General features: G+C 37.3%; 20 protein-coding genes. 13 read left to right on the plus strand and 7 right to left on the minus strand.

Annotated elements, in window-relative coordinates:
* The first annotated feature begins 85 nt into the window (after window positions 1-85).
* Window positions 86-2,005 (plus strand): alpha/beta fold hydrolase, encoded by a 1,920-nt coding sequence (locus tag AC2INI_RS05580; RefSeq protein WP_486305536.1) that lies wholly within the window; start codon window positions 86-88, stop codon window positions 2,003-2,005.
* Window positions 2,006-2,091: 86 nt separating this feature from the next.
* On the opposite strand, the gene AC2INI_RS05585 is transcribed toward AC2INI_RS05580, so the two are convergent.
* Complete coding sequence (locus tag AC2INI_RS05585; RefSeq protein ID WP_486305537.1) at window positions 2,092-3,690, minus strand: DUF1214 domain-containing protein; 1,599 nt, start codon at window positions 3,688-3,690, stop codon at window positions 2,092-2,094.
* Between the two features lie 149 nt (window positions 3,691-3,839).
* Here AC2INI_RS05585 and AC2INI_RS05590 point away from each other — a divergent pair, with 149 nt between their 5' ends.
* On the plus strand, window positions 3,840-4,772 hold the full coding sequence (locus tag AC2INI_RS05590; RefSeq protein ID WP_486305538.1) for a LysR family transcriptional regulator: 933 nt from the start codon (window positions 3,840-3,842) through the stop codon (window positions 4,770-4,772).
* A gap of 16 nt (window positions 4,773-4,788) precedes the next feature.
* Here the strand turns inward: AC2INI_RS05590 and AC2INI_RS05595 are convergent, their stop codons facing one another.
* Window positions 4,789-5,673, minus strand: a complete 885-nt coding sequence (locus AC2INI_RS05595) for a LysR family transcriptional regulator (RefSeq protein ID WP_486305539.1) — start codon at window positions 5,671-5,673, stop codon at window positions 4,789-4,791.
* A 135-nt stretch (window positions 5,674-5,808) separates the two neighbouring features.
* On the opposite strand from AC2INI_RS05595, the gene AC2INI_RS05600 reads away from it, so the two are divergent.
* Window positions 5,809-6,114 (plus strand): monooxygenase, encoded by a 306-nt coding sequence (locus AC2INI_RS05600; protein WP_486305540.1) that lies wholly within the window; start codon window positions 5,809-5,811, stop codon window positions 6,112-6,114.
* Between the two features lie 21 nt (window positions 6,115-6,135).
* Complete coding sequence (locus AC2INI_RS05605) at window positions 6,136-6,507, plus strand: hypothetical protein (protein WP_122035193.1); 372 nt, start codon at window positions 6,136-6,138, stop codon at window positions 6,505-6,507.
* 58 nt (window positions 6,508-6,565) lie between these two features.
* On the opposite strand, the gene AC2INI_RS05610 is transcribed toward AC2INI_RS05605, so the two are convergent.
* The 3 genes from AC2INI_RS05610 to AC2INI_RS05620 form a co-directional block, all read right to left on the minus strand.
* Window positions 6,566-7,519 carry a DUF2860 domain-containing protein gene (locus AC2INI_RS05610; RefSeq protein WP_486305541.1) on the minus strand — a complete coding sequence of 318 codons (954 nt, stop codon included), beginning with the start codon at window positions 7,517-7,519 and terminating at the stop codon, window positions 6,566-6,568.
* Window positions 7,520-7,604: 85 nt separating this feature from the next.
* Entirely contained in the window at window positions 7,605-8,414 is an 810-nt protein-coding gene (locus AC2INI_RS05615) for an AraC family transcriptional regulator (RefSeq protein ID WP_486305542.1), read from the minus strand.
* A gap of 15 nt (window positions 8,415-8,429) precedes the next feature.
* Window positions 8,430-8,972: a LysE family translocator gene (locus AC2INI_RS05620; protein WP_486317276.1), complete on the minus strand. Its 543-nt coding sequence runs from the start codon at window positions 8,970-8,972 to the stop codon at window positions 8,430-8,432.
* Between the two features lie 213 nt (window positions 8,973-9,185).
* Here AC2INI_RS05620 and blaALI point away from each other — a divergent pair, with 213 nt between their 5' ends.
* Window positions 9,186-9,926: an ALI family subclass B1 metallo-beta-lactamase gene (blaALI, locus tag AC2INI_RS05625; protein ID WP_486305544.1), complete on the plus strand. Its 741-nt coding sequence runs from the start codon at window positions 9,186-9,188 to the stop codon at window positions 9,924-9,926.
* A 65-nt stretch (window positions 9,927-9,991) separates the two neighbouring features.
* Here blaALI and AC2INI_RS05630 read toward each other — a convergent pair whose 3' ends face one another.
* Window positions 9,992-10,516: a DUF1993 domain-containing protein gene (locus AC2INI_RS05630; protein ID WP_486305545.1), complete on the minus strand. Its 525-nt coding sequence runs from the start codon at window positions 10,514-10,516 to the stop codon at window positions 9,992-9,994.
* Between the two features lie 599 nt (window positions 10,517-11,115).
* Here AC2INI_RS05630 and brnQ point away from each other — a divergent pair.
* On the plus strand, window positions 11,116-12,408 hold the full coding sequence (gene brnQ, locus AC2INI_RS05635) for a branched-chain amino acid transport system II carrier protein (protein WP_486305546.1): 1,293 nt from the start codon (window positions 11,116-11,118) through the stop codon (window positions 12,406-12,408).
* A gap of 310 nt (window positions 12,409-12,718) precedes the next feature.
* Entirely contained in the window at window positions 12,719-13,186 is a 468-nt protein-coding gene (locus AC2INI_RS05640; protein WP_486305547.1) for a DUF2127 domain-containing protein, read from the plus strand.
* Window positions 13,187-13,301: 115 nt separating this feature from the next.
* Here AC2INI_RS05640 and AC2INI_RS05645 read toward each other — a convergent pair whose 3' ends face one another.
* On the minus strand, window positions 13,302-13,916 hold the full coding sequence (locus AC2INI_RS05645; RefSeq protein ID WP_122035179.1) for a porin family protein: 615 nt from the start codon (window positions 13,914-13,916) through the stop codon (window positions 13,302-13,304).
* Between the two features lie 336 nt (window positions 13,917-14,252).
* Here AC2INI_RS05645 and AC2INI_RS05650 point away from each other — a divergent pair, with 336 nt between their 5' ends.
* The 6 genes from AC2INI_RS05650 (at window position 14,253) to AC2INI_RS05675 (ending at window position 22,339) form a co-directional block, all read left to right on the plus strand.
* Window positions 14,253-15,116 carry a winged helix-turn-helix domain-containing protein gene (locus tag AC2INI_RS05650; protein WP_122035177.1) on the plus strand — a complete coding sequence of 288 codons (864 nt, stop codon included), beginning with the start codon at window positions 14,253-14,255 and terminating at the stop codon, window positions 15,114-15,116.
* Window positions 15,107-15,586 (plus strand): hypothetical protein, encoded by a 480-nt coding sequence (locus AC2INI_RS05655; RefSeq protein ID WP_122035175.1) that lies wholly within the window; start codon window positions 15,107-15,109, stop codon window positions 15,584-15,586. The genes AC2INI_RS05650 and AC2INI_RS05655 overlap by 10 nt, the downstream gene beginning before the upstream one ends.
* A gap of 285 nt (window positions 15,587-15,871) precedes the next feature.
* Window positions 15,872-17,185: an anaerobic C4-dicarboxylate transporter family protein gene (locus AC2INI_RS05660; RefSeq protein ID WP_486305548.1), complete on the plus strand. Its 1,314-nt coding sequence runs from the start codon at window positions 15,872-15,874 to the stop codon at window positions 17,183-17,185.
* A gap of 143 nt (window positions 17,186-17,328) precedes the next feature.
* The gene (locus AC2INI_RS05665; protein WP_486305549.1) at window positions 17,329-19,128 is read left to right on the plus strand and encodes a sulfatase-like hydrolase/transferase; all 1,800 of its coding nucleotides are present in this window, start codon (window positions 17,329-17,331) and stop codon (window positions 19,126-19,128) included.
* A 287-nt stretch (window positions 19,129-19,415) separates the two neighbouring features.
* On the plus strand, window positions 19,416-20,348 hold the full coding sequence (locus tag AC2INI_RS05670) for a TAXI family TRAP transporter solute-binding subunit (protein ID WP_486305550.1): 933 nt from the start codon (window positions 19,416-19,418) through the stop codon (window positions 20,346-20,348).
* Between the two features lie 83 nt (window positions 20,349-20,431).
* Window positions 20,432-22,339 (plus strand): TRAP transporter permease, encoded by a 1,908-nt coding sequence (locus AC2INI_RS05675; protein ID WP_486305551.1) that lies wholly within the window; start codon window positions 20,432-20,434, stop codon window positions 22,337-22,339.
* Window positions 22,340-22,349: the final 10 nt, after the last annotated feature.

A 22,349-nucleotide genomic window follows, 5' to 3' on the forward strand; every position in this document is an offset into this window, starting at 1 on the left:
TTATAGAGTGGCATTTAATTCTGCTAGATTTATAGCGCTATGGCATAATTGGTGAATATAAATACTCTATCGAAAATGGGCAAATATGATGGGCGAACATTATTCGATCAGTAAAAACAGTTTTGATGTTTTTCGTTTTTCTAAAAGAGAAGTCGATAAAATTGCGTTAGTTACTGAGGGGGGCGGTCAAAGAGGTGTATTTACGGCCGGTGTTCTTGATAGCTTCTTACAGGCTAACTTTAATCCATTTGATTTATTGATTGGTACCTCTGCTGGCTCACTGAATTTAGCGTCTTATATTTGTGGGCATAAAGGGCACGCTTATCGCATCATTGACCAAGTGACTCGCAGTCCTGATTTTTTCAAATTATCTCGCTTCTTATTGACTGGCGAAGGGATGGATTTGGATTGGTTGATTGATAAAACTGAAGCTGATATTCCCTTAAATTGGAAAGTTGGAGAAACGCATCTAACGACCAAACAAGTTCTTGCTGTTGCGGCTCATGCTACCAACTTTGAAACCAAGTATTTTGATCTTTCAACCAGTAACTGGAAAGATATCCTTCGTGCATCTTGCGCTATTCCTGCGTTACATAAACAACCCGTTATAATGGAAGAAAAGCGCTGGCTTGATGGTGGGTTAACCACGCCTATTCCAGTACAAGCGGCGTATGATCGAGGTTTTCGCCATATTGTTGTTATTCGCACTGTCCCTGTCGATTTTACCGAAAATCATGACTGGTTAATCTCTCTTGCTAAGATGACAAAGAACAGTACATTGGATCATATGGCAGCAATGCTCGTGACTCATGAAGAGAACTACCGTAAGACTCAAGCGTTTTTAGCGAACCCACCAGATGATGTCATCATTTATGAAATATCACCGAATAGAAGCCTTCAATCTAAAGTGCTTGGCAGTACGAAAAAACAATTAGATGCGGATTATCATCATGGTAAAGACGTGGGTAAACTATTTCTTGAGACCATTGCGCCAAAGCTGAACTTAGCGCATTTATCACAAGAACGTTTTTTAGTGAAAACGCGTGAAGATCGTTTTACGGATGAAGTGAAACAGCAAGAATACAATGATCAAATTGATGCTATTTGGAATAATAAAAAGTGTGGCGAAGTTTTAGGTGTCGAGCGTATTCCATTAAAGTGGATTAATGTTAACCCTAACGATAAAAAGCAAACACTGGTTATTGTGAATGGTCGTAATGAAAGTTATTGGAAATATAAAGAAGTGATTCTTGAGTTAAGTCAGTATTTCAATATTTATGCTTATGATCACCGCGGCCAAGGTGAATCGGGACGAATGACACAAGATCATGAATTAGGCCATGTGGATGATTTTCATGATTATGTTATGGATCTTTATATTTTTATGGAGAGAGTCGTGAGGCCAGATCTTGAGGGCGAATGTTTTATGCTTTCTCACTCAATGGGGGCAGCGGTAATGACTCAGTACTTATCGACGTTCGATCATCCGGTGAAAGCATCGGCTGCTACTTCTCCTATGTTTGGTGTATACATATCAGGAAAAGCTCACGGTTTAAAAAAGCAGACCTTAAATTTATTGGATGTGTTAGCAAGTAAACCAAATTATGCATTAGGCCAAAGCCACTTTAAAAAAGTTCGATATAAAGACAATGTATTAACTCACAGTGAAGTTAGATACAAAATGTTTGTTGATCTATTTTTAGATAAACCAAATTTAAGATTAGGTGGGCCGAGCACTCATTGGATAACCGAATCTATTAAAGCGGGTAAAAAATGCATCGCGAATGCGCATAAAGTAAAAATTCCAATATTGATCCTTCAAGCTGGGGACGATTTGGTGGTGAGTAATGTTGCACAAGCTGAATTCCATGAGAAGTGCCATACAAGCCATTTAGAACCCATTGCAGGTGCTTATCATGACATGTTAATTGAAAAAGATACCTACCGAGATATAGCGATTAATAAGTTACTGGATTTTTATACTAGTGATTATCGTTATTATTGATAAAAAAGCCTTCTAGTTTTATAAACTAGAAGGCTTTTATTTGTTATCTAGATCTTATTTCATTTCTTCAAAGTTTAATTGGTTGGTTATTTCACACAGTCAATTTTTTCAAATTCACCCGGAACCCAAGAACCATCAAATAAGCTTTGTTGAGGTCCATAAAAGCGGATCAGAGAGAACCAGCTGTCATTATCAAATTGCAACCAGTTGTATTTGGCTAATTGAGCATTCTCTGGTGCAGTTGGACCAAAGAATAACGTGACAGACTCATCGTTGTTTTTAATTGGCTGATCGCGATCACCTAATGACGGCCATTGATGATTTTCAACATTAACACCTGCGGCAGTTGCAGCATCGTAAGCAGTGACTGACCAGAATAAACTAGCAGGTACATCTGCCGGGATACGTAAAGAGTAATTACAAGAGCCAATTAACGGATTAAGATCTTTGTCTTTATATGCGCCAGCGTATTTAGCACCTGCACCAACCTTCGCATTAATCATTCCTGTAGACATTGAATAGTGGTTTGTGTACATGTGAGTGATGGCATCGACATTAGTGTAACCAGTTTTTATATTGTGATAATAAGGATCTGATAACGCATGATACTGATTACCTTTGTCAGTTAATGCGTGAGCTACCCATGATGGTGCTTCTTTCCAAAACCAAGTGTCGCCAGTGGTTTTACTTGATTTCTCATCAAAGTTAAGGGCAATTTCTTTACTTATTTTCCAACCGGTTTGAGCGGCTTTTGTTAGCGTCTCTTTTTGATCTTCAGTTGGTGTAAATTCAACGCCTTTACTGATCCCAATAGCCGCCATGACACCATTCATGTATGGGTCAAACGTAGCTAGTTCCATATTTTGAACGGCTCTGTCTAATGTTTCATAGAATCGATAATCGTTATCCCAAATGGATTTAGAAGGAACATCAGATACATTAAAGAATTCCATTGATTCAGTATGGCCATTTAATGGATAAACTTTGATTTCTTTTACTCGACTAACTGCTGGTTCAAGGTTATTCATATCTTTAAAGAAAGAACGCAAGAATAAGAATACTTCAGAGGTATTTGACTCATAAATAAAGTACTTACCTGCAAGCTGTGCATAATCTTCACGTTTTTTATTTGGCGGCAAGATTAAAAACTTAGCTGCTTTGCCTTTATCTGGGCCGGCATTTCCAATATCCCCTAAATATTGTCCACCAGGTTGATTCTTATCTAATGGACCACGTAATGGATGGTGATACATATCATCCATAAGTGATTGTAATCCAGCGGGATGTTCTATGACCAAAGGACCTGTGTCTTTCATATCAAGCCAGCCCATTGCATAAATTACATCTGAATTTGGTGTTGTTATTAATGTATTTGGTTTCAAACGATCTTGATAAATGGCAATTTTGTTGTAGGCGGTACCATTCATTAATTCGGCGTGACCTTCTTGCATCGCTTTCATATTCACAATTGGAAGAGCCCATTGATAAAGCATGGATGCTCGTTGAAAATAGCTTTCTTGTTGTAATATCTCTTGACTTTTTTCGGTAGGAAATCCGCCATTCATTTCTAGATTAGCTAATTCTGAATACCTATCAGAAGTAGAAGAAACTGCATCAGGAGAAGCACTCGCAGCTGCATTACATGTGATTGTGATAAGTGACAAAGCAAGTAATGTTTTTTTCATAGGGACTCCAAGAAAATGTGGTGAAGAAAGTTTTTCGTTCAACTGGGTTCTATTTTTATCCATTTTTGATAACTTGAATAATGAATTGAAAGGATAAGAGATATATCATTTAGTCATTGTTGATTATGTGATCAAAAATAGGGCAGAGAATGAAGAATAAAATTCATCAATTAGATCTTAATTTACTAAAGGTGTTTACGGTTTTATTAGACGTTCGTAATACACGAAAAGCATCTGAACGCTTGTTTTTAAGTCAACCCGGTGTCAGTAGGGCGCTTGCACGATTAAGAGATTTTTTTGAAGATGAACTGTTTATACGAAGTCATTATGGATTAACGCCAACCCCTAAAGCACTAGAAATTGGGGACAATATTAGGCCTGCGATGGCAACGCTTTTCGCGGCTTTAGAACCATTAGATGAATTTGATAGTTCGGTGTTAGAGGGAAGAATTAATATTGCAATGAATGGTTTTATTGCACCGTCTATTGCCTCTAGTTTATGCGGCATTATTTTAGAGAAAGCACCGAATGTTGAAGTTGTTTTTTCTAATTGGGACAGAGCAACGCCTGAAAATATTCTTCATGATCAAATACAGCTAGGCTTAAATTATTTTCCGCTAGAAATATCAAAACAACTTTCTCAATCGGTACTAGCAACGGATCGCTTTGTATTAATAGGACGTAAAGAACATCCATTAATTACGGGTAAAGAAAGTTTTGAAAATACCATTCAATTAGATATAGCAACACTGGTTATACCAAATTGGAATGAGCACAAAGCGTATGTAGTTAATTCACTGAAGTCATTAAATAAAGAGTGTCGTATTAGGTTGAGAAGCAGCTACCTTGATGTGATTTTAAACTCAGTACAAAGAACTGATATGCTGTTTCCTTGCTCTGAATCTTTAGCGAATACGTTAGGTGATGATTTTCAAAAGCTGCCTTTACCTGAAGAGATTGTTCAACCAGGAGGAGACATAGGGCTTGTTGTCGCGAGTAAAAACCGCCGTACTCCTTTAATTAAGTGGTTGAAGGAATGTACGCACGAAGCGATTGCAGAAATGGAAATGATAAAAAAATAGCATTTGCTGTTAAGTGCTACTCTCTTGTTTGAACGGATTTCATGAGTAATTGATAAAGGTATTTTGCAGCGGGTCCTGTTTTTGCACCTTTTGGAAGCGTGAGGTGTAAGGGGACTTGGTAGGTGGTTGAATTTTCTATATCCAAAATAATCATATTTCTATCGTTATGAAGTTCAATAATATGTAATGGAAGACGACAATATCCTAACCCTTGTCTGGTGGCTTGCCATGCATGGTCAAAATTATCTACGGTAATGCGCTGGTTTGATTTTAGCCAACCCACATTTTGTTTATTCTCTAAGCCCAAATCTCGAATGACAATTTGGCAGCTGGTTGTAAGATCGGCCAAACAAGGGGCTGAATATGAAGCTAATGGATGGTGTTTAGCAACAACAGGATACATCTCAACCATGCCAAAAGCCTCGCAAGGGTGATTGGTAATCGGCAAAGTAATAATAGAAATATCGGCACTTTCAGAAGTTACCATGTTGGTTGTTTTAGAGAGTGAGGTTTCAATGACTTGAACAGAAGTCGTGCTGTTGTCTTTAAGAAATTCGGACATGGCGGAATATAACCATGAACGATCACATAGGTGATCTATCGCGACGGTGATTTCAGCTTCAATACCTTGAGATAGCTGTGTGCTGATCTCTTCAAGCGCTTTGGCCTGTTCAAGCATTGACTGTGCTCTGCGTAATAATGACTTACCATCATCTGTTAATACCGCTCTACGCCCCTCAACTTTAAGCAATGAAACTCCAAGTTGGTCTTCCAGTTTTTTTACGGCATAAATAAGTGTGGTATGGCTTTTATTTAGTGCGATAGCGGCTGCTTGAATACTGCCAGCCTTGTCTATTTCAAACAAAGTTAACCATTGATCTAGCGTTGTTTTTAATCTCATATGTCTAAAATACTCACAGTTATACGCAGTTTTATGAACTTTTCTGTTTAATTTTTATAGGTATTATAGCACTTATCGCAAGGGAGAAGACACGCTAAGTGCTATTCCTAATTGCTTAATTAGTTGGAGATAAAGATGAGTAAATTATTGCAAGTTGATTTTGATTTTACAGGCCCATTTGGTGATGAAATGACAGCTATGATGACAGGTTTAGCTGAGTCTATTAACCAAGAACCAGGTGTTATTTGGAAGATTTGGACGACAAGTGAGCAATCTCAACTTGGCGGAGGTATTTATTTGTTTGAAGACGAAGCCTCTGCTCAAGCTTATTTAACAATGCATACTGCGCGTTTAATTAGTATGGGGATCACTAATATCCGAGGTTATATTTTTGATATTAACGAATCGTTATCAATGATTAATAACGGCCCAATCGCATAATTTAATTGGATATATAGAATAATGACTAACAAAACTTTCTTAACTGTTCATGGTGCAATTTATAGCGTATTTGCTTTGGCTTTGTTTTTTGGTCCGCATTTAATGTGGCCAATGTATGGTGTTGAGCTTAATGATCAATACGCTGTATTTTTATCTCAGCATACGAGCATTTTCCTTGGTGGGATTGCTGCGATAAGTCTATTACTGCGTGATATTGACTCAAACCCTATTGCAAAAAAGCTGTTACTTGCTTTATTGATTACCAATAGTTTAGGTGTAGTGATCACCCTATATGCAGGGGTAATCGGAATATTTGTTGGCTTTGGTTGGAGCGATCCTGCTTTCTTTACTCTGCTCTCTATTCTGACGTACTTACAGTTTAGAAAAATATAGTCATTAATAAAAAGCCCTGCTGAATACTATCAGTAGGGCTTTTATGCTATTTATAATATTAGAACTTGTAATTGAGACCTACAGTAACAATGTATTCTGATTCATCATAAAAAGTAATGTTTGAATCAGTTGAGCTGTAACCTGCAAAAGAGATGAACGACCAATCTTGCCAATCCATGAATTTAGTGTATTCGTAAGCAGCAAATAAGCTCAGCTTATCGTCTTTACGTGTCTTTCCATAAATAGGACTATCTGCACCGAAGTTTCGTTGATTATAGCCAGCGGTTAATACTAGTTGGTGTCTTTCCATTATTTTAAAGAAACTGACTTCAGCACCGTATTGATCGTAAGAGCTTGCTTTGCCGTCCGCAGATGAAGATTGGTAAATAACAGAAGGTAGGACGAATGAAGTGCGACTTAATGGTAAACGATATTGACCTTTTAAATAGATTGTATCTGCGTCTCTTTTTAATTCTTCGATAACGTCATCATTCTCAATGCCTTTAGTTGCATAAGCACTATCAACAGTGAAATTTGACCCTGCGATATTTTCGACTTTAAAACGAAATGCATTGCCTGATGCATCTGTTTCTTTACGAGCTGAGCCAACCAAATATGGGTTTGCCCATGTTTTGCTAGACATAATGGTTGGTAGAATAGAAACATCTATCGCCATTCTTGATTCAAATTGATATTTATAACCGACCTCAAGAACAACAGTACCTGTTGCTACATCTTGACGAGTTGTACCGGCATACACTTGCTGGTTTAACTCTTCGCTAAAGGTATAGGCAATATTCCCAAGGGGAAAAGCCATAAAACCGTTATCGCTAGAGCCTTTCTGGTGCACAGAGGTAATTGTATCTTCACCTTCGGTATTAAAATTGGATGTTGAAGAGACAAACCCTGTGGTTAATGCAATTTCACCACTAATACCTTCTTTATCTGCAAGTTGAGCCATTGCCGAAGGTGTAATTACGCATAAAATGAATGAGAAATTACGTAGATTCATAAAAGGCCATTCCTTGAGTTATTATTTAATTAACTATATTGAAACAGTAACGTATAAATATCAACAAGGAAGTGGTATTTAGAAGTTATAAACTCTGTTTATATTGCTTCGGCGTTGCGGCAACCATATTTTTAAAGTTGCGATGGAAATGACTTTGGTCGGTGAAACCGAGATCAGTGGCAATAGAAGCGATATTTTCACCTTCTTTTAGTAAGGCTTTTGCTTTATTTATTCGCATTACTATTTGGTAAGCGTGAGGGGTAATACCATATTGCTTTTTGAACGAATGAATAAGGTAATAATCACTTAAGCCAGAAGTTTCAGCAATCTCAGAAATAGAAATATTTTTATCAAAATTATCTGAAATATAGTGATAGGCACACTCAATGGCTTTTTTCGATATAATATCAAGGGAAGGGTTATCACTGCCTTTTAGAATTAACTCAGAGAAAAAATTAATCGCAGTTTGTTCAACTTTGATTGCAGATTCATCTTCTATTAGAGTTTTAGCCAGTGATTGAAATCCTCGATATAAGAAAGGGCAATCACTGTGTGTCATTTGAATTGGTTGAAACTCTTGGTGGCTTCCATTCGATATTTGAGATTGGAGATCAGCAATCCATTCTGGTTCAACATAGAGCATTTTGTAGCTCCAGTTCGTGCCTTTTTGTGGATTGCATGAATGGACTTCTTCCGGATTCACGATAACGGTAGAACCCGGTCGAATGGTTTGTTTTATATTTTGATTTACATACTCACTAATCCCACTATCTACTACACCAATCGAAAACTCTGGGTGAGTGTGTTTTTTATAGCAAGCGTTTGAATTATCGGAATACCGTAATTCAAACGGAAGAATAGATGATCTTAAAAAGTGAGGATTTGAATTAGCCAACGTAACGTCCATTTATTATTTTGATATAAAGAATACATATACTACTGTCAGTGCAAGCAAGCCCCCCATCGCGCGATTAAAAATCTTATAGTGAATAGGGTGCTCAAGGTATTTACCTATGGTTAAGCCTAACAGAGCCCAAGTTGATATACAGCAGTAACATACGATAAAAAATATCACACTAAATGCACCGAGGTCTTCGAGAGGAATCACACCGTTACTAGAAAATACGGTGACGCCAGACAAAGATACAATCCAAGCTTTTGGATTCAACCATTGACACAATAAGCCTTGTAACATGGTTGGGGCATCGTCCTTTTTGTTTTTATTTTGTTCGGTTCTTTCGCTAGTTGCTACTTTATAAGCCAAATAAAGTAGAAAAGCGCTACCAAGGTAATTTAGAACTAGCGTTGCTGTATGCGAATCATCAAAGGCTTGTATTAGCCCTAACCCCAATATAATTAGGATAGACACAAAGCCCACAGTTGCACCAAAAATATGTGGAATAGTTCTGGTATAGCCATGATTAGCTCCAGTAACGGTTGCCAGTATATTCACCGGACCTGAGAGAGAGAGGTTACCAAGGCGAACATCGCCATAGCTAAAAATAGAGTCATGCGTGTGTCTTTTTTTGGGGGGAATTTATGCCAAATAGAATAAGCGTTCAGAATATGTTAGTTATTGTACAAAATTGTTTTTTTACATTTAACTAACACTTCTCAAAGGAATTATGTTGTATCTTTGTGACACACTAACAAAGGAATGGAATTCATGTTTAAAATAACGTTAGCGCTATTAAGTGCTGTTATTGGCTTTAATGCTTCTGCCGCAGATGAGTTAGTAAAACCACTTCAATTTGAAGAAATTACGAATAATGTTTTTTTGGTTAAATCGTATCGTGAATTTAAAAATTTACAGAACCCAGATAAGCCTATTTTAATGGACGCTAATTCATTGGTATATGTTGATGGGAAGGATGTATATTTAATTGATACACCATGGAATGCATCGAACATGCCTCAACTGATGACGTGGATTGAAAACAGAGGCTTAACGTTAAAGAAAACAGTATTTTCTCATTTTCATGAAGATCAAACTGGTGGTTTAGAATATCTGCAAGAACATAACTTTGAGACCTATGCCTCTGCATTAACCAACACATTTTTGAAAGGTGATAATAAGAAAGCTACTAATCATCAATTTTCAGATGATAATTTTGTGCTATTAGAAAATAAGATTGAAGTTTTCTATCCGGGAGCGGGTCACACGAAAGATAATGCAGTTGTATGGTTACCCAAAGAGCAAGTATTGCTTGGTGGCTGTTTAATGCGAGCGAATGAAGTTAATACGATTGGATGGACTGGTGACGCAGATAAGAAAGAATGGGCAAACTCAGTTCAGAAAGTATTAACAAAATACCCTGAAGCGCGATTTGTCGTTCCTGGACATGGTAACGTTGGTGAGGGAACCAGCATTATTAGCCACACTTTCGATATTGCTAAAAGTTTGTAAGTTGTCATAAAATATGAAAGCCCTGTTTAGTGTTCATTAAGCAGGGCTTTTTTATAAAGCGATATTTATTCTGAAGCGCTAAGCGATAGTGCACCGATAAAATCTATTTTACTTAACGGAACGCCTTCTTTACGCAGTAAGTTGTATAGCGTGGTTTGATGAAAATATAGGTTTGGTGTTGAGAATGAAGTAATAAAACCTTCAGCAGTAAATGGCATTGGTCGTTCTGGGTAGTGGAAAATAATGGTTTCCCCAGCCCGTGCGTTAATTTCGTTTACAGTGATAGCGTTTAACTCTTTTTGTGTGCTTTTTAGGACATCAATTAAACCATCAAAATCAATCTCCCCTAAAGGTGATGGAATATAAAAATTACCACTTAATGCTGCTTTTGTTGCTCCAAGCGTGTGATGACAAATGGCATTTACTTGGAATGAAAGAGGAAGCATATCGTCAACTAATTGAAGATCAACGATGTCATTTGTATTTCGATTTTGTGCCTCAAAATGCGCTTTTGCTTTAGTCATTAAATGAATGGCAACATTTAATGAATTAGAAAAAGGAGTAAGAGTGATATCAGAAAGCATAGTCATGAGAGTTCCTTTATTAATGACGAAAGTCAGTTCAATGTAGGTAAATAATAACTAATTTGCAAATGTAGTAGTAAATAGAGTCTTAACCATCACTCTGCTGGTAATGCTCTTGCTTCCTTAAGTTATGAAAAAGTTTCGCTTATGCGTGATCAATTAGCGATACGCTACTTGCTATGCTTAATGAGGAATAAAAACACATTCTAGATTGGGTTGCTGAAAAATAGAATCCGCTAATGAGTAAAGTTATTTAAACTAGGATATTCGCTAATCGCTGATATTTTTAACTATTGAGTGTTTACTTTATAAATTATTACTTATATATTGATTTGGTTACCACGACAAACGACTAGGATACATTCATGCTTTCTTCTACAGCCCTACAATTTGCTGCTTTGTGCAAAACAATGCTCGGTGCTGTATCGTGTGTAACATTATCTATTATTGCTGTCATTCTAGTGATTATTAACTAGGCTGGCGGCACTTCCGTCAGCCAGGCTGATGGGAGACTGCTTTGTTCTCTTCTTGTTTTTCTCAGCCAATCTGACGGTCCACAATAAAAGCTACTAGGGTTAAGCCCAATAGCAATAAGGACTATGACATTGAAAACACAAAATTTACTTGCTATCGGTTTAATGACTTTCGCCATGTTTCTTGGCGCCGGAAATATCATCTTTCCGCCTTTTTTAGGCCTTGAAGCAGGAACTCAATTTCTCCCAGCAATGCTTGGTTTTTTACTTACTGCTGTTGGACTCCCAGCGTTAACATTAATTGTTTTAGGGCGATTAAGTGATAGTGGCCAATTAACTCAAGCGTTACCTAAGCCATTGGCGGTTACTTTTTGGGTATTGCTTTTTATTGCAATAGGCCCTGCATTTGGAATGCCACGAGCAGTAACTGTTGCTTATGAAATGGGTATTAAGCCTTTCTTTATTGGTGACCACTTAATGATTTTCTCTGCTTTATTTGTTGGTACAACATTATTGTTGGCTTTCCAAAGAGGCAAGTTGGTTGACTACATTGGAAAGGTGATGACGCCATTGCTTGTTCTTATGCTGGCTGCGTTAGCATTAGCTGCGATTATTACGCCGCTAGGAGTGCTTGGTGATCCGAGTATTGATTATCAACATAAAGCAGTGACAAGCGGTTTGATCCAAGGCTATATGACGATGGATGCGATTGCGGCTGTTGGATTTGGTTGGGTAATTATTAAAGCCATTTGTGATAAAGGCTGTGAGTCAGCGCAAGATGTTTTTCAAGCCACACTTAAAGTCACGTTAATTTATGCACTACTAATGTCTGCGTGCTACTTAGCAATGGCCTATGTTGGTGCAACATCAACCTCTATTGCTGAAGGCGCAACTAATGGTGGAGAGTTATTAACGCGTTATGTTGCTGCGATATTCGGGCCTTTAGGACAATACTTATTGGCAGGTATTATCATCATGGCATGTTTAACTACAACCGTAGGATTAACCAATGCATGTGCAGAATACAGTCAACAAACATTTCGTATTCCGTTTGCAATTAGTGCAACTGTTGTGACAGTGATGACAGGCATTGTTGCCAATTTTGGTTTAGAGCAAATTCTAGCCATCAGCCTACCTGCCATACTTATACTGTGCCCAGTGGCGATTGCTTTAGTATTAGCTGCGTGGTTTTTACCTACGACGAAACACAACACTATTTCATACGTTAGTGTTGTGATGATTAGCGTTGTATTTGGTGGATTAGATGCATTGCATATCTTGGGCTTATTACCTGAATCTTTATCAACACCTTTAACTCGTTATGTCCCTTTATTTTCGGCTCATGCGAGTTGGTTCTTACCTGTTGTGCTAGCAGTATTTATTAGCTTACTGTTAAACCGACAATCAAGAGTAGTTAAAGCTTAAGCAGAAGTGTAGATAGGTCTATGATTCAACAGATCCCTGTAATTTAATTTCAGGGGTCATGAATACAAAATGTATTTAATTGGCTAATTAATTATATTACTCGTTGTTTTGGTTAAGATTTCGTGACTTCCTGCTGGTTGTTGTAAATGCACTTATTATCTTAATTGTTATTATTAACAATAGAGTCTAGTCCTGTGATATTTCATTTATTTATAAAGGTTTATTTGCTTTTAAAAATGGAATTTAAGGAGGATACTCATTCTATTAAATGGCTTTTGCCATCAAAAAATATTGAGTGAAAGAGAGCGGTATGACAACAATAAAGAAAGGGTTACGTGCGGTTGCCGTATTGGAAGCAAGTAAGGGGATTGTATCTCTATTAGTTGCTTTTGGGGTACATGCTTTAGCGGGTCATAATTTACGCCATTTAGCTGAGTTAATAGTGAGTCGTTTGCACTTAAATCCGGCAAGTCATTTATCTTGTGTATTTATTAATGCCGCGAGTGGATTAACTGATGCCAAAATCCTGTTTTTTACCATTGGTGCAGTGGTGTATTCAATCATTAGACTGGTTGAAGCTTATGGATTATGGCGAGCACAAGTGTGGACAGAATGGTTTGCTTTGGTGAGTGGAGCAATCTATATCCCGTTTGAGCTGTATGAAATTATTTTCCGCACAAGTATTCTTAGTATCGGTGCATTCATTATTAATATTGTGATTGTGGGATATATGGCTTATGTGATCTTTGATAAGAAGAAAGTCGCGCCAATAGCTTGATCGTTAATTTACCTTCAAATACGCACTGAAAGAGTTTTGTCATAAATACAAAAAAATCCCCTTACTCTTAAAAAGTAAGGGGATTTATCTATTCGCCAACTAACGATTGTGATTATTAGAATTTGTAAGTTGCGCCAGCGTAAAAAGTACCAATGTTCATTGCATAATCGTCTGAGTAGCTGTAGGAATTATTTCCTTGATATACATTTTCTTCAATGAAAAGATCGCCTTCATAAGCCACACGGAAAGCTAAACCACCTAAGGCTTTTGGTGCGTATTCAACACCTACACCGTAGTGGAAAGAAGTGTTGTTTTCACTAAGAGAGTGGCCTAATACGTCTGTTGATGACTCTAACGAACCTAAACCAACGATACCAAATGGACGCCAGCCGCTATCAAATGTGTAACCAAGGTTAGCTGCAAGGGAGATAGAAGAAGATTCAATATCGATACCTTTGAAACCACCCGCTTGAGCCACAGGATGGTTTACATTGATATCTCCGTATTTTGTATATTGAAGCTCTACAGCAACAATGCGATTAAATTGATAGCCACCCATAAACTTAAGAGTTGAATCATCAGCATTAATAGATGCACCCGTGTAATCAAATGCACCACCATCATCAAAAGTGGTAGTACCTAAACCTGCACCTAAGTAGAAGCCTGAGATGTTATCGTTGGCATGAGTAAATGCCGAAAATAGTACGAATAAAAGTGCAATTTTTTTCATGGGTTTCTCGTTAAATTGAATGTATAAAAGTTAAGCGAATTATAAGATACTGGGTAAGTTAAACTAAATGGAATTCACACATTTGATTTTTGTTTGATTTATATTTATTGATAACTAAATATGTTGAAAGGTTTTCTTGCATTAAGTCCTTGATTGTTTTGTTTTTTCTTTATTTTAAAGACAGTAAAAGTAGTGATGCGTTGATTTGTGTTGTTTATTAGGTAAACTTCTCTTTTTATAAATGAGCCATATGAAAGCTTTGTAAGGCTTGTTTTTTATTTTTATTAGTTCTCTTAAAAAGAATAAATAGACTCTTTGTATCGCTATAAGGCTTAAATGCAGAAAATAATTATCGCCAATTTGATTTTAGATCCTGAAACTAGGACGTTAATCAATCAGGTTGGAGAGGCAATCATATTAAGGCCATTACCTTACAATGTACTTGTGCTACTGCTTGATAGAAAAGAGCAGAGTGTCTCGCGAGATCAACTTTTTGATGGGTGTTGGGAAGGTGCAGTCGTTACTGATCAAGCATTAACCAATGTTATTTCAGGTTTAAGACGAAATTTTGTCCAATTAAAAGCCGTAGGTATTGAGATAAAGACAGTGAGTAAAATAGGATATTTACTCACTATTGATGCTGAGTATCCTGTTGTCGCTCATCAAGAACCATTAAATTCTCTTCTTTCAAAAAAAGCTGACTTAAACCAAATATCAGAGTTACTTTCAAATAATGAGAGTAAAAAAGAAGTACCAAAACAGGCTTTAATTCGTCAGGGTATCCTCGTAAAGCCATCAATAGCTTCAGTGCTTGTTGCATTATGTCTAGTGGTTACTATTGCTGTCGTATATTGGAATCAAACACGATTATCTCTCCCTCACTTTTTAATGAAAGACAACTATCAGCATTTTGATATTAATAATACTGATTACTACTTACTGAATAAGACCCGAAAGCAGTTGGATGTTGATTTGATTCAATCGCAACTTGAATCTATGGAGTTAGCGGAGTGTAATGCTGAAGTTTATATCAGAATTTATGATTCAGCCTATGAAGATGATACGTACTCTTTACGAGGTTTTATGCTATCTAAGAGTAGTAGTAGAAATGGTAATTATGCATTAAGCCAATTTTCGCATCAGGATTTACCGAAGATTATGGCAAACGCGCTAACAAGAGCAAAACTAATATGCGATTAGTTAATTTTTTATTGATATTGGCCCTTATTGGTTTTATTGCTTACCAATGGATATTTAATACAACAGAACTTTCAGGTTCTCGTTGGAGCTGTAATGAGCTTTCTAGTAACTTTATCTCCGAACCATATAAAAAATACCAAGAGATAGGTGAACGAGACATACTTTATTTTGCATCTTCATCTAACTTAACTATTTTTCAAACTGGTGAGCTAGTTTTTAAAAATGGTAGCCGTGAAAAATATGAAGTCATTATGGATGTGAGCTATAAAGTAAAAAAGAACAAGTTATCTTTATTATATAAAAATATTGATTGGCATAAAAAACCAGAAAATGCACCTGTGTTTGTTAAGGATACAGAGTCATTAGAAGGGTTTGAATCAGATATTAAGTTCATTATTGATGATGAACAGCTTTATTTTTATAATCGGAAAAAGAATGAAGACAACAATTTTATCTGTTTCGCTGTCTAGCTTCATTTAGCTAATCTCCTTATCCTAGTGATAAAAATAATAAAGATATTATGATAACAAAGGTAGCTAGCTTGTTATCTGTTTGTAGTAATTAACTCCATAAATAATAGATAGTTATAGATATTTGTTTTATTTTTTATAAATTTGAATGATGTGTGATCTGTCGCTATTTATTGAATTTATAAGATGATTATTATCCTCTCGATTTTTGGAGTTTAAATTACTGACACCATACGCAGTAATTTAAAAAATAGTTATATAAAAGCTATCATCAGGGAGATTGATATGTTTTTAATCGAGTTTTTAATTGTACTTGTTTGTATTTTAGTTGGTGCCCGAATTGGTGGTATCGGTTTAGGTGTTATGGGCGGTATTGGTCTAGCCATACTGAGTTTTGTTTTTGGTTTACAACCGACAAGCCCACCTATTGATGTAATGTTGATGATCATGGCCGTTGTTGCAGCAGCAGCAGCAATGCAAGCGGCTGGCGGTCTTGAATATTTAATCAAAATTGCTTCAAATATTCTTCGTAAAAACCCACGTCATATTACTTTCATTGCTCCTTTAGTGACGTATATGTTCACCTTCTTAGCAGGTACTGGACATGTTGCTTATTCTGTACTACCTGTAATTGCAGAAGTAAGTCGTCGTAGTGGTGTTCGCCCTGAGCGTCCATTAGGTATGGCGGTTATCGCGTCGCAATTTGCGATCGTAGCAAGTCCAATTGCTGCAGCTGTTGTTGCTTTGGTTGCTTTTTTAGAGCCTCAAGGCATTACACTAGCAAACGTATTGATGATAACAATCCCTGGTACTTTTTGTGGTTTAGCGGTTGCTTGCGTTATCGTAAACAAGATCGGTAAAGACTTAAAAGACGATCCTGAATACCAACGTCGTATGGAAGATCCTAAGTTCCGTAGCGAGATGGAAAAAGAAGTTAAAGTTGAAGAGATTGAGATTAAACCGGGCGCTAAAAAAGCAGTAGGTCTATTCTTGTTCGGCGCAATTGTGGTGGTGGTTATGGGTGCATTCCCATCGCTGCGTCCTAACTTCAATGGTTCACCAATGGGAATGGCGCACACAATTGAAATCGTCATGTTAGCAATGGCTGCATTGATTATTCTATTATGTAAGCCTGATGGTAACGAGATCACTCAAGGTTCAGTGTTCCATGCTGGTATGCGTGCCATCGTCGCTATCTTTGGTATTGCATGGTTAGGCGACACATTTATTGCTGGTCACTATGAAATGGTTAAAGAGGCGGTTTCAGGTTTAGTTGAAGTGGCGCCATGGACTTTCGCTTTTGCACTGTTTGGTTTATCTGTAATGGTAAACAGCCAAGGAGCAACAACAGCAGTATTAGTGCCTGTTGGTATCACACTAGGTCTTCCACCTGAAGTGATTATCGCGACATTTGTTGCTGTAAATGGTTACTTCTTTATTCCAAACTACGGTCCAATCATTGCTTCTATTGACTTTGACCGCACAGGTACGACTAAGATTGGTAAATACATATTCAACCACAGCTTTATGATCCCAGGTCTATTAAGCATGGTATTTAGTATTATCTTTGGTTTCATCTTTGCAAGTATGGTTTTATAGCTGATATGTAAATGATGATGTGTATGAGCATCGAATAAAAGAAAAGCGATCAGTAAATACTGGTCGCTTTTTTTATAATGATTTTGTAGTTAACGTAGATAACTGGAATATAGTCAAAAGCTTAACTAACCTTAGATAAAAGGATGGGTAACAAAAATAGACAAGGAGTCTGGATGACTAATACGTATAAACGTTTTCAGCGATATATTTCTCCTTTTATTTTTGTTTTACTCTTTTGTATTAACCTTTCCCTTTGGTTACGTGGATTATCTTCTAATCCGATAGTAAATTCATTGTCTATACTTTTCATTTCAATGTTGTGGCCATTATTCTTTTTTACTCAAAAATCGGTAGTAGTAAAAAGGGTAGTCATTTTTAATTTATTAATATTTACGGTTGGACTCTATTCGTATCAACGTTTTTTTGATGCAGAAACTGAATTAACAACCTTTACAGTACTTTCCTGTTTTTGGCTCATTACGTTAATTAGCCTACTTGAACTAAAAAAAGTAGAGAGAACAAAGGTTATTCGATGGGGATTCTATGTTCTAGTAGGGGCTTTTTGGTTAGTGACTTTTGGTTTGTTTTTTACTTATAAAACTTATGGGGATCTTGATAAAGGCTTTATTTTTGCTCTTATGCAAACGAACCCAAATGAGTCATTAGAATATTTTTTAGATGTTCTCTGGAATTGGCAGTTAATAGGTTATGTCTCATTGTTTATTGGCGGGTTCTTTTTTTATTTGAAAGTGGCATCTAAGTCGTACCGTTCATCACAGATTCCCTATGTTCTTCTTGTTATTTCTTTTCTATTTTTAGGCATTTCATCTCAAAATGAATCATCGTTTGGAGGTGTGAAGCGTGCGTATGGCTACGTAAAAGAGTATCAGTATGAATTAAGCCAACTCCAAAAGGTTATCTCAGAACGGCAATTGCTTAATCACCAATATTCTGCAGTGGCAACCTCAGAAGGGAAGTTGCATATTATGGTGATTGGGGAGTCTTTAGCTAAATCTCATCTATCCAGTTACGGCTATCATGTCACGACAACGCCGTGGATCGATGCGAGTGATAAAATTCTATTTACCAATGCTTACTCTAATCATACGCACACGATGGAATCTTTGTCTCTCGCCTTAACTCAAAGTAATCAATATAACGACCTTCCGTATTATGAGAGCGTATCCTTAATATCATTGCTTAATCAGGCTAAATTTCAAACTGCATGGCTTAGCAATCAAGTATCCGCAAGTGAGTGGGATAATTTAGTATCGGCCTTAGCTTATGAAAGCTCTTATGTTCGCTTTATTAATAATAACATTGGGAAATCGGATAGGACGAATAAGTTGGATAAAGCCTTAATTGGTGAGTTATCTCAGTATCTTGCAACGATAGATAAGACAAAAAACCATTTTATAGTTTTACACATGATGGGGAGTCATATTAGCTATTGTGACCGAGTGAAAGGCGAGAATATTGAGTTACCAGAGAACGACTTTTATACGACTTCAGATAAAGATTTGCGTTGTTATGACCAGACAGTAAAAAGTACAGATAACTTCTTAAATCAAATTCTTAATTTAGTTAAAGAAGAAAAGGGCTTTTCAAGCTTGACCTACTTTTCTGACCACGGTGAAGATGTGAAAAATGGGTTGGGGCATGATGCAAAACAATTTACAGAGGCAATGAGTGAAATTCCTTTTTTAATTTGGACTGGAAAAGGGTTAAACAATAAAACACGTGAGCAGTTAATGAGTAATAGGCATAAAATATTTACTAATGACCTAATATTCGACACGATGATTGGGCTTATTGGTATTGAAAATAATGTGTATCAACCAGAATTTGATATGAGTTCAGAGCATTATTATTTACCGAAAGAGATAGCGGCAACATTGCATAACAAAGTGCTTATTTCTCGGTTGCCGGGACAAAAGAAATAACGGAGGTAAGTCTACCTCTATCCTCTATAGAGATAAAAATATCTGTAAATAGCCGTGAAACCTCACAACCACAGCTACCTTGATTTATTTATTAGTATTGTTACCAATTCAACTTTGTGGAAACAGCCGTTTCTTATTTGACATTTTTAACACTTATATCACATTTCGGGATCTAATCAGTTGGACTTTTTTGTCATGACGAGTACGGTATTATTGCTTGAAAATTAATCTATTATAAACGGGTTTATCTAGGGCTAATATCTAGATAAAGCCTAATAATCAAGGAGATGATTGTGTTTAAACGTAACTTACTATTAGCTTTATTGTTTATATTGCCATCAGCGGTAAACGCTGAAAACTACTCAATTGGTACAGGTGGGCAAAGTGGGATTTATTATCCATTTGGTGGTGCACTAGCGAAAGTATGGTCAGAGCATGTGCCAGATGTGAATGCCAAAGCGGAAGTCACGGCAGCCTCGGTAGAAAACACAATTAAAGTGGTTCGTGGTGATATGATCGCAGGTATCGCAATGGGGAATGTGGTGCTTGATGCTTATGAAGGGGAAGGTAAATTTCCAACAAAAATGCCTGTAAATACACTTTTTGCACTGTATCCAAACCTAGTGCATACCTTAACTCTTGAAAAATCAGGCATTACGTCATTATCACAACTAAAAGGCAAACGAGTTTCTTTAGGCGCACCAGCAAGTGGTACCGCCGTGACGTCAGCAGCCTTGCTCGAATCACTCGGTATTGATGTAAAAAAAGACATTGATGCAGTGTACTTAAACTATTCTGAAACCACGAACGCATTGGCTAATGGTCAAATTGATGCAGGCTTTATTGTTGGTGGACAAGGAGTAGGGGCTGTTACACAAATCGCGCTAACACATAAAATTAAAGTGCTTTCAATTACAGCAGAAGAAAGTGCAATGTTTATGAAAAAATACCCAGCATACAGCAGTTATGATATTCCTGCGGACGTATACAACAACGTTGGTGAAGTATCGACATTAAGCGTTTGGAACGTATTAGTGGTAAATGCAAAAATGAGTGATGACATGGCCTACAACTTAACGAAAGCCGCGTATGAAAATATGGGTGATGTTCGTAAAGTAGTAAAAATGGCAGAGATGACAACACCAAAAAATGCAGACCGTTTACAAGGTGTCCCTCTTCATCCTGGTGCTCAAAAATACCTTGATTCAATCATGAAATAATAAGCACCAAATACACGTAAAACGAAAGGGTAAGTGTCTTGCTTACCTTTTCTTCTTTTCTGACTTTATCCAAAGGCATTAATATGGATATTATGACCGATAAAAACCAACCTGATATAGAGCATTTACCTCATGAAAGAACAGTAAATCTATTTGGGTATCTTATTTTAGGTATTGCCGTTGCATTATCTGTTTTTCAAATTTGGCAAGGAATAAGCTCAACCATTTCTGCGACGTACTTTAGACCAATCCATCTCTGTTGGGTTCTTATTCTTATTTTCTTACACTACCCATTGATAACAAATCGAAAGAGCTCATTTTATCTTGCAGGACGAGTCATTGATCTTGCGTTATGTGGCTTGATTGTTTTTGCAGCTTATCGCATGTCGATATTTGATTATAACGACATAAATCATCTGTTTTATGGCTTACAGTTACCCGATATGATCGCAGGTTGCTCATTACTTTTACTATTAATGGAGGGGTGCCGTAGAACGGTCGGCTGGGTAATGGTCCTTATCGCAGTACTATTCTTATCCTACAGTGCATTTGGTGATTTATTACCGAGTGGTTTTGCAATTAAGTCGTACTCTCTGCAAGAACTGATTCAATTTCAAATATTTTCGGCTAACGGTGTTTTTGGTTCTGCCTTAGGGATCGCGGCAACAACGGTGTTTATCTTTGTTTTATTTGGGGCATTCTTAGAGGTCACAGGGGCAGGAAAATTCTTTATTGATCTAGCATTCTCTATTGCCGGTAAATATCGTGGTGGTCCAGCGAAAGCGGCAGTATTGGCCTCGGCAGGGTTAGGTTCAATTTCAGGATCAGCAATAGCAAATACCGTAACTACAGGCTCAATCACCATTCCTATGATGAAAAAGCTGGGTTATAAACCGGAACAAGCCGCAGGGATTGAAGCGGCGGCCTCAACGGGTGGGCAGATAATGCCACCAATTATGGGGGCGGGTGCGTTTGTAATGGCGCAGTTTACCGGTGTGCCTTACAGCGAGATCATGCTTGCTTCTATCGCGCCTGCGATTTTGTATTTCTTCTGTACCTTGTTATATGTGCATTTAATGGCATGTAAGCTTGATCTTAAAGCGGTAAGTCGAACAGAAGCCGTTATTAGTGTGATGAAAGATGGCGCGCATCACTTAATTCCACTAGCGCTAATCACTACCTTATTAATGATGGCATATTCTCCATTATTAGTGGGTGTTGCAGGTTGTGCTGCGATTTTAGTGACGGCAGCGCTGCGAAAACACAGCCGTATTGGATTAAAAAAATTCATTGAAGGCATGAAAAATGGTGCCTTAATGGCATTACCAATTTCCGCAGCGTGTGGTGCTGCGGGTATTATAGTTGGTGTGGTTGGACAAACGGGGATAGGCTTACAGTTCACTCAATTTGTGATGGATTTCTCTGGTGGCTACATGCTAATTGCTTTGGGTTTAATAAGCCTTGTGGCTTTAGTGTTAGGTATGGGGCTTCCTGTTACTGCGGCATATATTGTATTAGCAGTAATGGCAGTGCCAATGTTAAGTGATTTTGGTTTACCATTATTAACAGCACATCTTATCGTTTTTTGGTTATCGCAAACCTCAAACGTAACCCCTCCGATTGCTTTAGCTGCCTTTGCTGGTGCTGGTGTTGCAAATGCCAATCCAATGAAGTCGTCTGTTGAGGCATTTAAATTGGCCGGTGGTTTATTCATTATTCCAATTATGATGGCGTATACCGATCTTGCTAATTCAGATGCTGGAGTCGTTGATTTAACGTTTTCAATCATTCAGACGTTAACCATTATTATGGCTATTGCGGTTGCTATTGAAGGGTATTTATTACGCCCATTAACTAGGGTTGAAAGGTTATTGGCATTCTTTACCATTCCGCTAATTATGCTGAACCCTTTTGGCGTCGGTTTCTTAGGCGTTGTAATTATGCTTGGTTTGATTTTAGTTCAGTGGCGTGGGCAAGCTCAAACAAGTTAATTTCTGTGAG

The sequence above is a fragment of the Aliivibrio friggae genome, from assembly GCF_057368515.1.

Bases quoted from the DNA above. Each gene is read 5' to 3' on its own strand.
- AC2INI_RS05580 (WP_486305536.1), top strand. From the start codon at position 86: ATGATGGGCGAACATTATTCGATCAGTAAAAACAGTTTTGATGTTTTT.
- AC2INI_RS05585 (WP_486305537.1), bottom strand. From the start codon at position 3,690: ATGAAAAAAACATTACTTGCTTTGTCACTTATCACAATCACATGTAAT.
- AC2INI_RS05590 (WP_486305538.1), top strand. From the start codon at position 3,840: ATGAAGAATAAAATTCATCAATTAGATCTTAATTTACTAAAGGTGTTT.
- AC2INI_RS05595 (WP_486305539.1), bottom strand. From the start codon at position 5,673: ATGAGATTAAAAACAACGCTAGATCAATGGTTAACTTTGTTTGAAATA.
- AC2INI_RS05600 (WP_486305540.1), top strand. From the start codon at position 5,809: ATGAGTAAATTATTGCAAGTTGATTTTGATTTTACAGGCCCATTTGGT.
- AC2INI_RS05605 (WP_122035193.1), top strand. From the start codon at position 6,136: ATGACTAACAAAACTTTCTTAACTGTTCATGGTGCAATTTATAGCGTA.
- AC2INI_RS05610 (WP_486305541.1), bottom strand. From the start codon at position 7,519: ATGAATCTACGTAATTTCTCATTCATTTTATGCGTAATTACACCTTCG.
- blaALI (WP_486305544.1), top strand. From the start codon at position 9,186: ATGTTTAAAATAACGTTAGCGCTATTAAGTGCTGTTATTGGCTTTAAT.
- AC2INI_RS05630 (WP_486305545.1), bottom strand. From the start codon at position 10,516: ATGACTATGCTTTCTGATATCACTCTTACTCCTTTTTCTAATTCATTA.
- AC2INI_RS05640 (WP_486305547.1), top strand. From the start codon at position 12,719: ATGACAACAATAAAGAAAGGGTTACGTGCGGTTGCCGTATTGGAAGCA.
- AC2INI_RS05645 (WP_122035179.1), bottom strand. From the start codon at position 13,916: ATGAAAAAAATTGCACTTTTATTCGTACTATTTTCGGCATTTACTCAT.
- AC2INI_RS05650 (WP_122035177.1), top strand. From the start codon at position 14,253: ATGCAGAAAATAATTATCGCCAATTTGATTTTAGATCCTGAAACTAGG.
- AC2INI_RS05655 (WP_122035175.1), top strand. From the start codon at position 15,107: ATGCGATTAGTTAATTTTTTATTGATATTGGCCCTTATTGGTTTTATT.
- AC2INI_RS05660 (WP_486305548.1), top strand. From the start codon at position 15,872: ATGTTTTTAATCGAGTTTTTAATTGTACTTGTTTGTATTTTAGTTGGT.
- AC2INI_RS05665 (WP_486305549.1), top strand. From the start codon at position 17,329: ATGGGTAACAAAAATAGACAAGGAGTCTGGATGACTAATACGTATAAA.
- AC2INI_RS05670 (WP_486305550.1), top strand. From the start codon at position 19,416: ATGATTGTGTTTAAACGTAACTTACTATTAGCTTTATTGTTTATATTG.
- AC2INI_RS05675 (WP_486305551.1), top strand. From the start codon at position 20,432: ATGGATATTATGACCGATAAAAACCAACCTGATATAGAGCATTTACCT.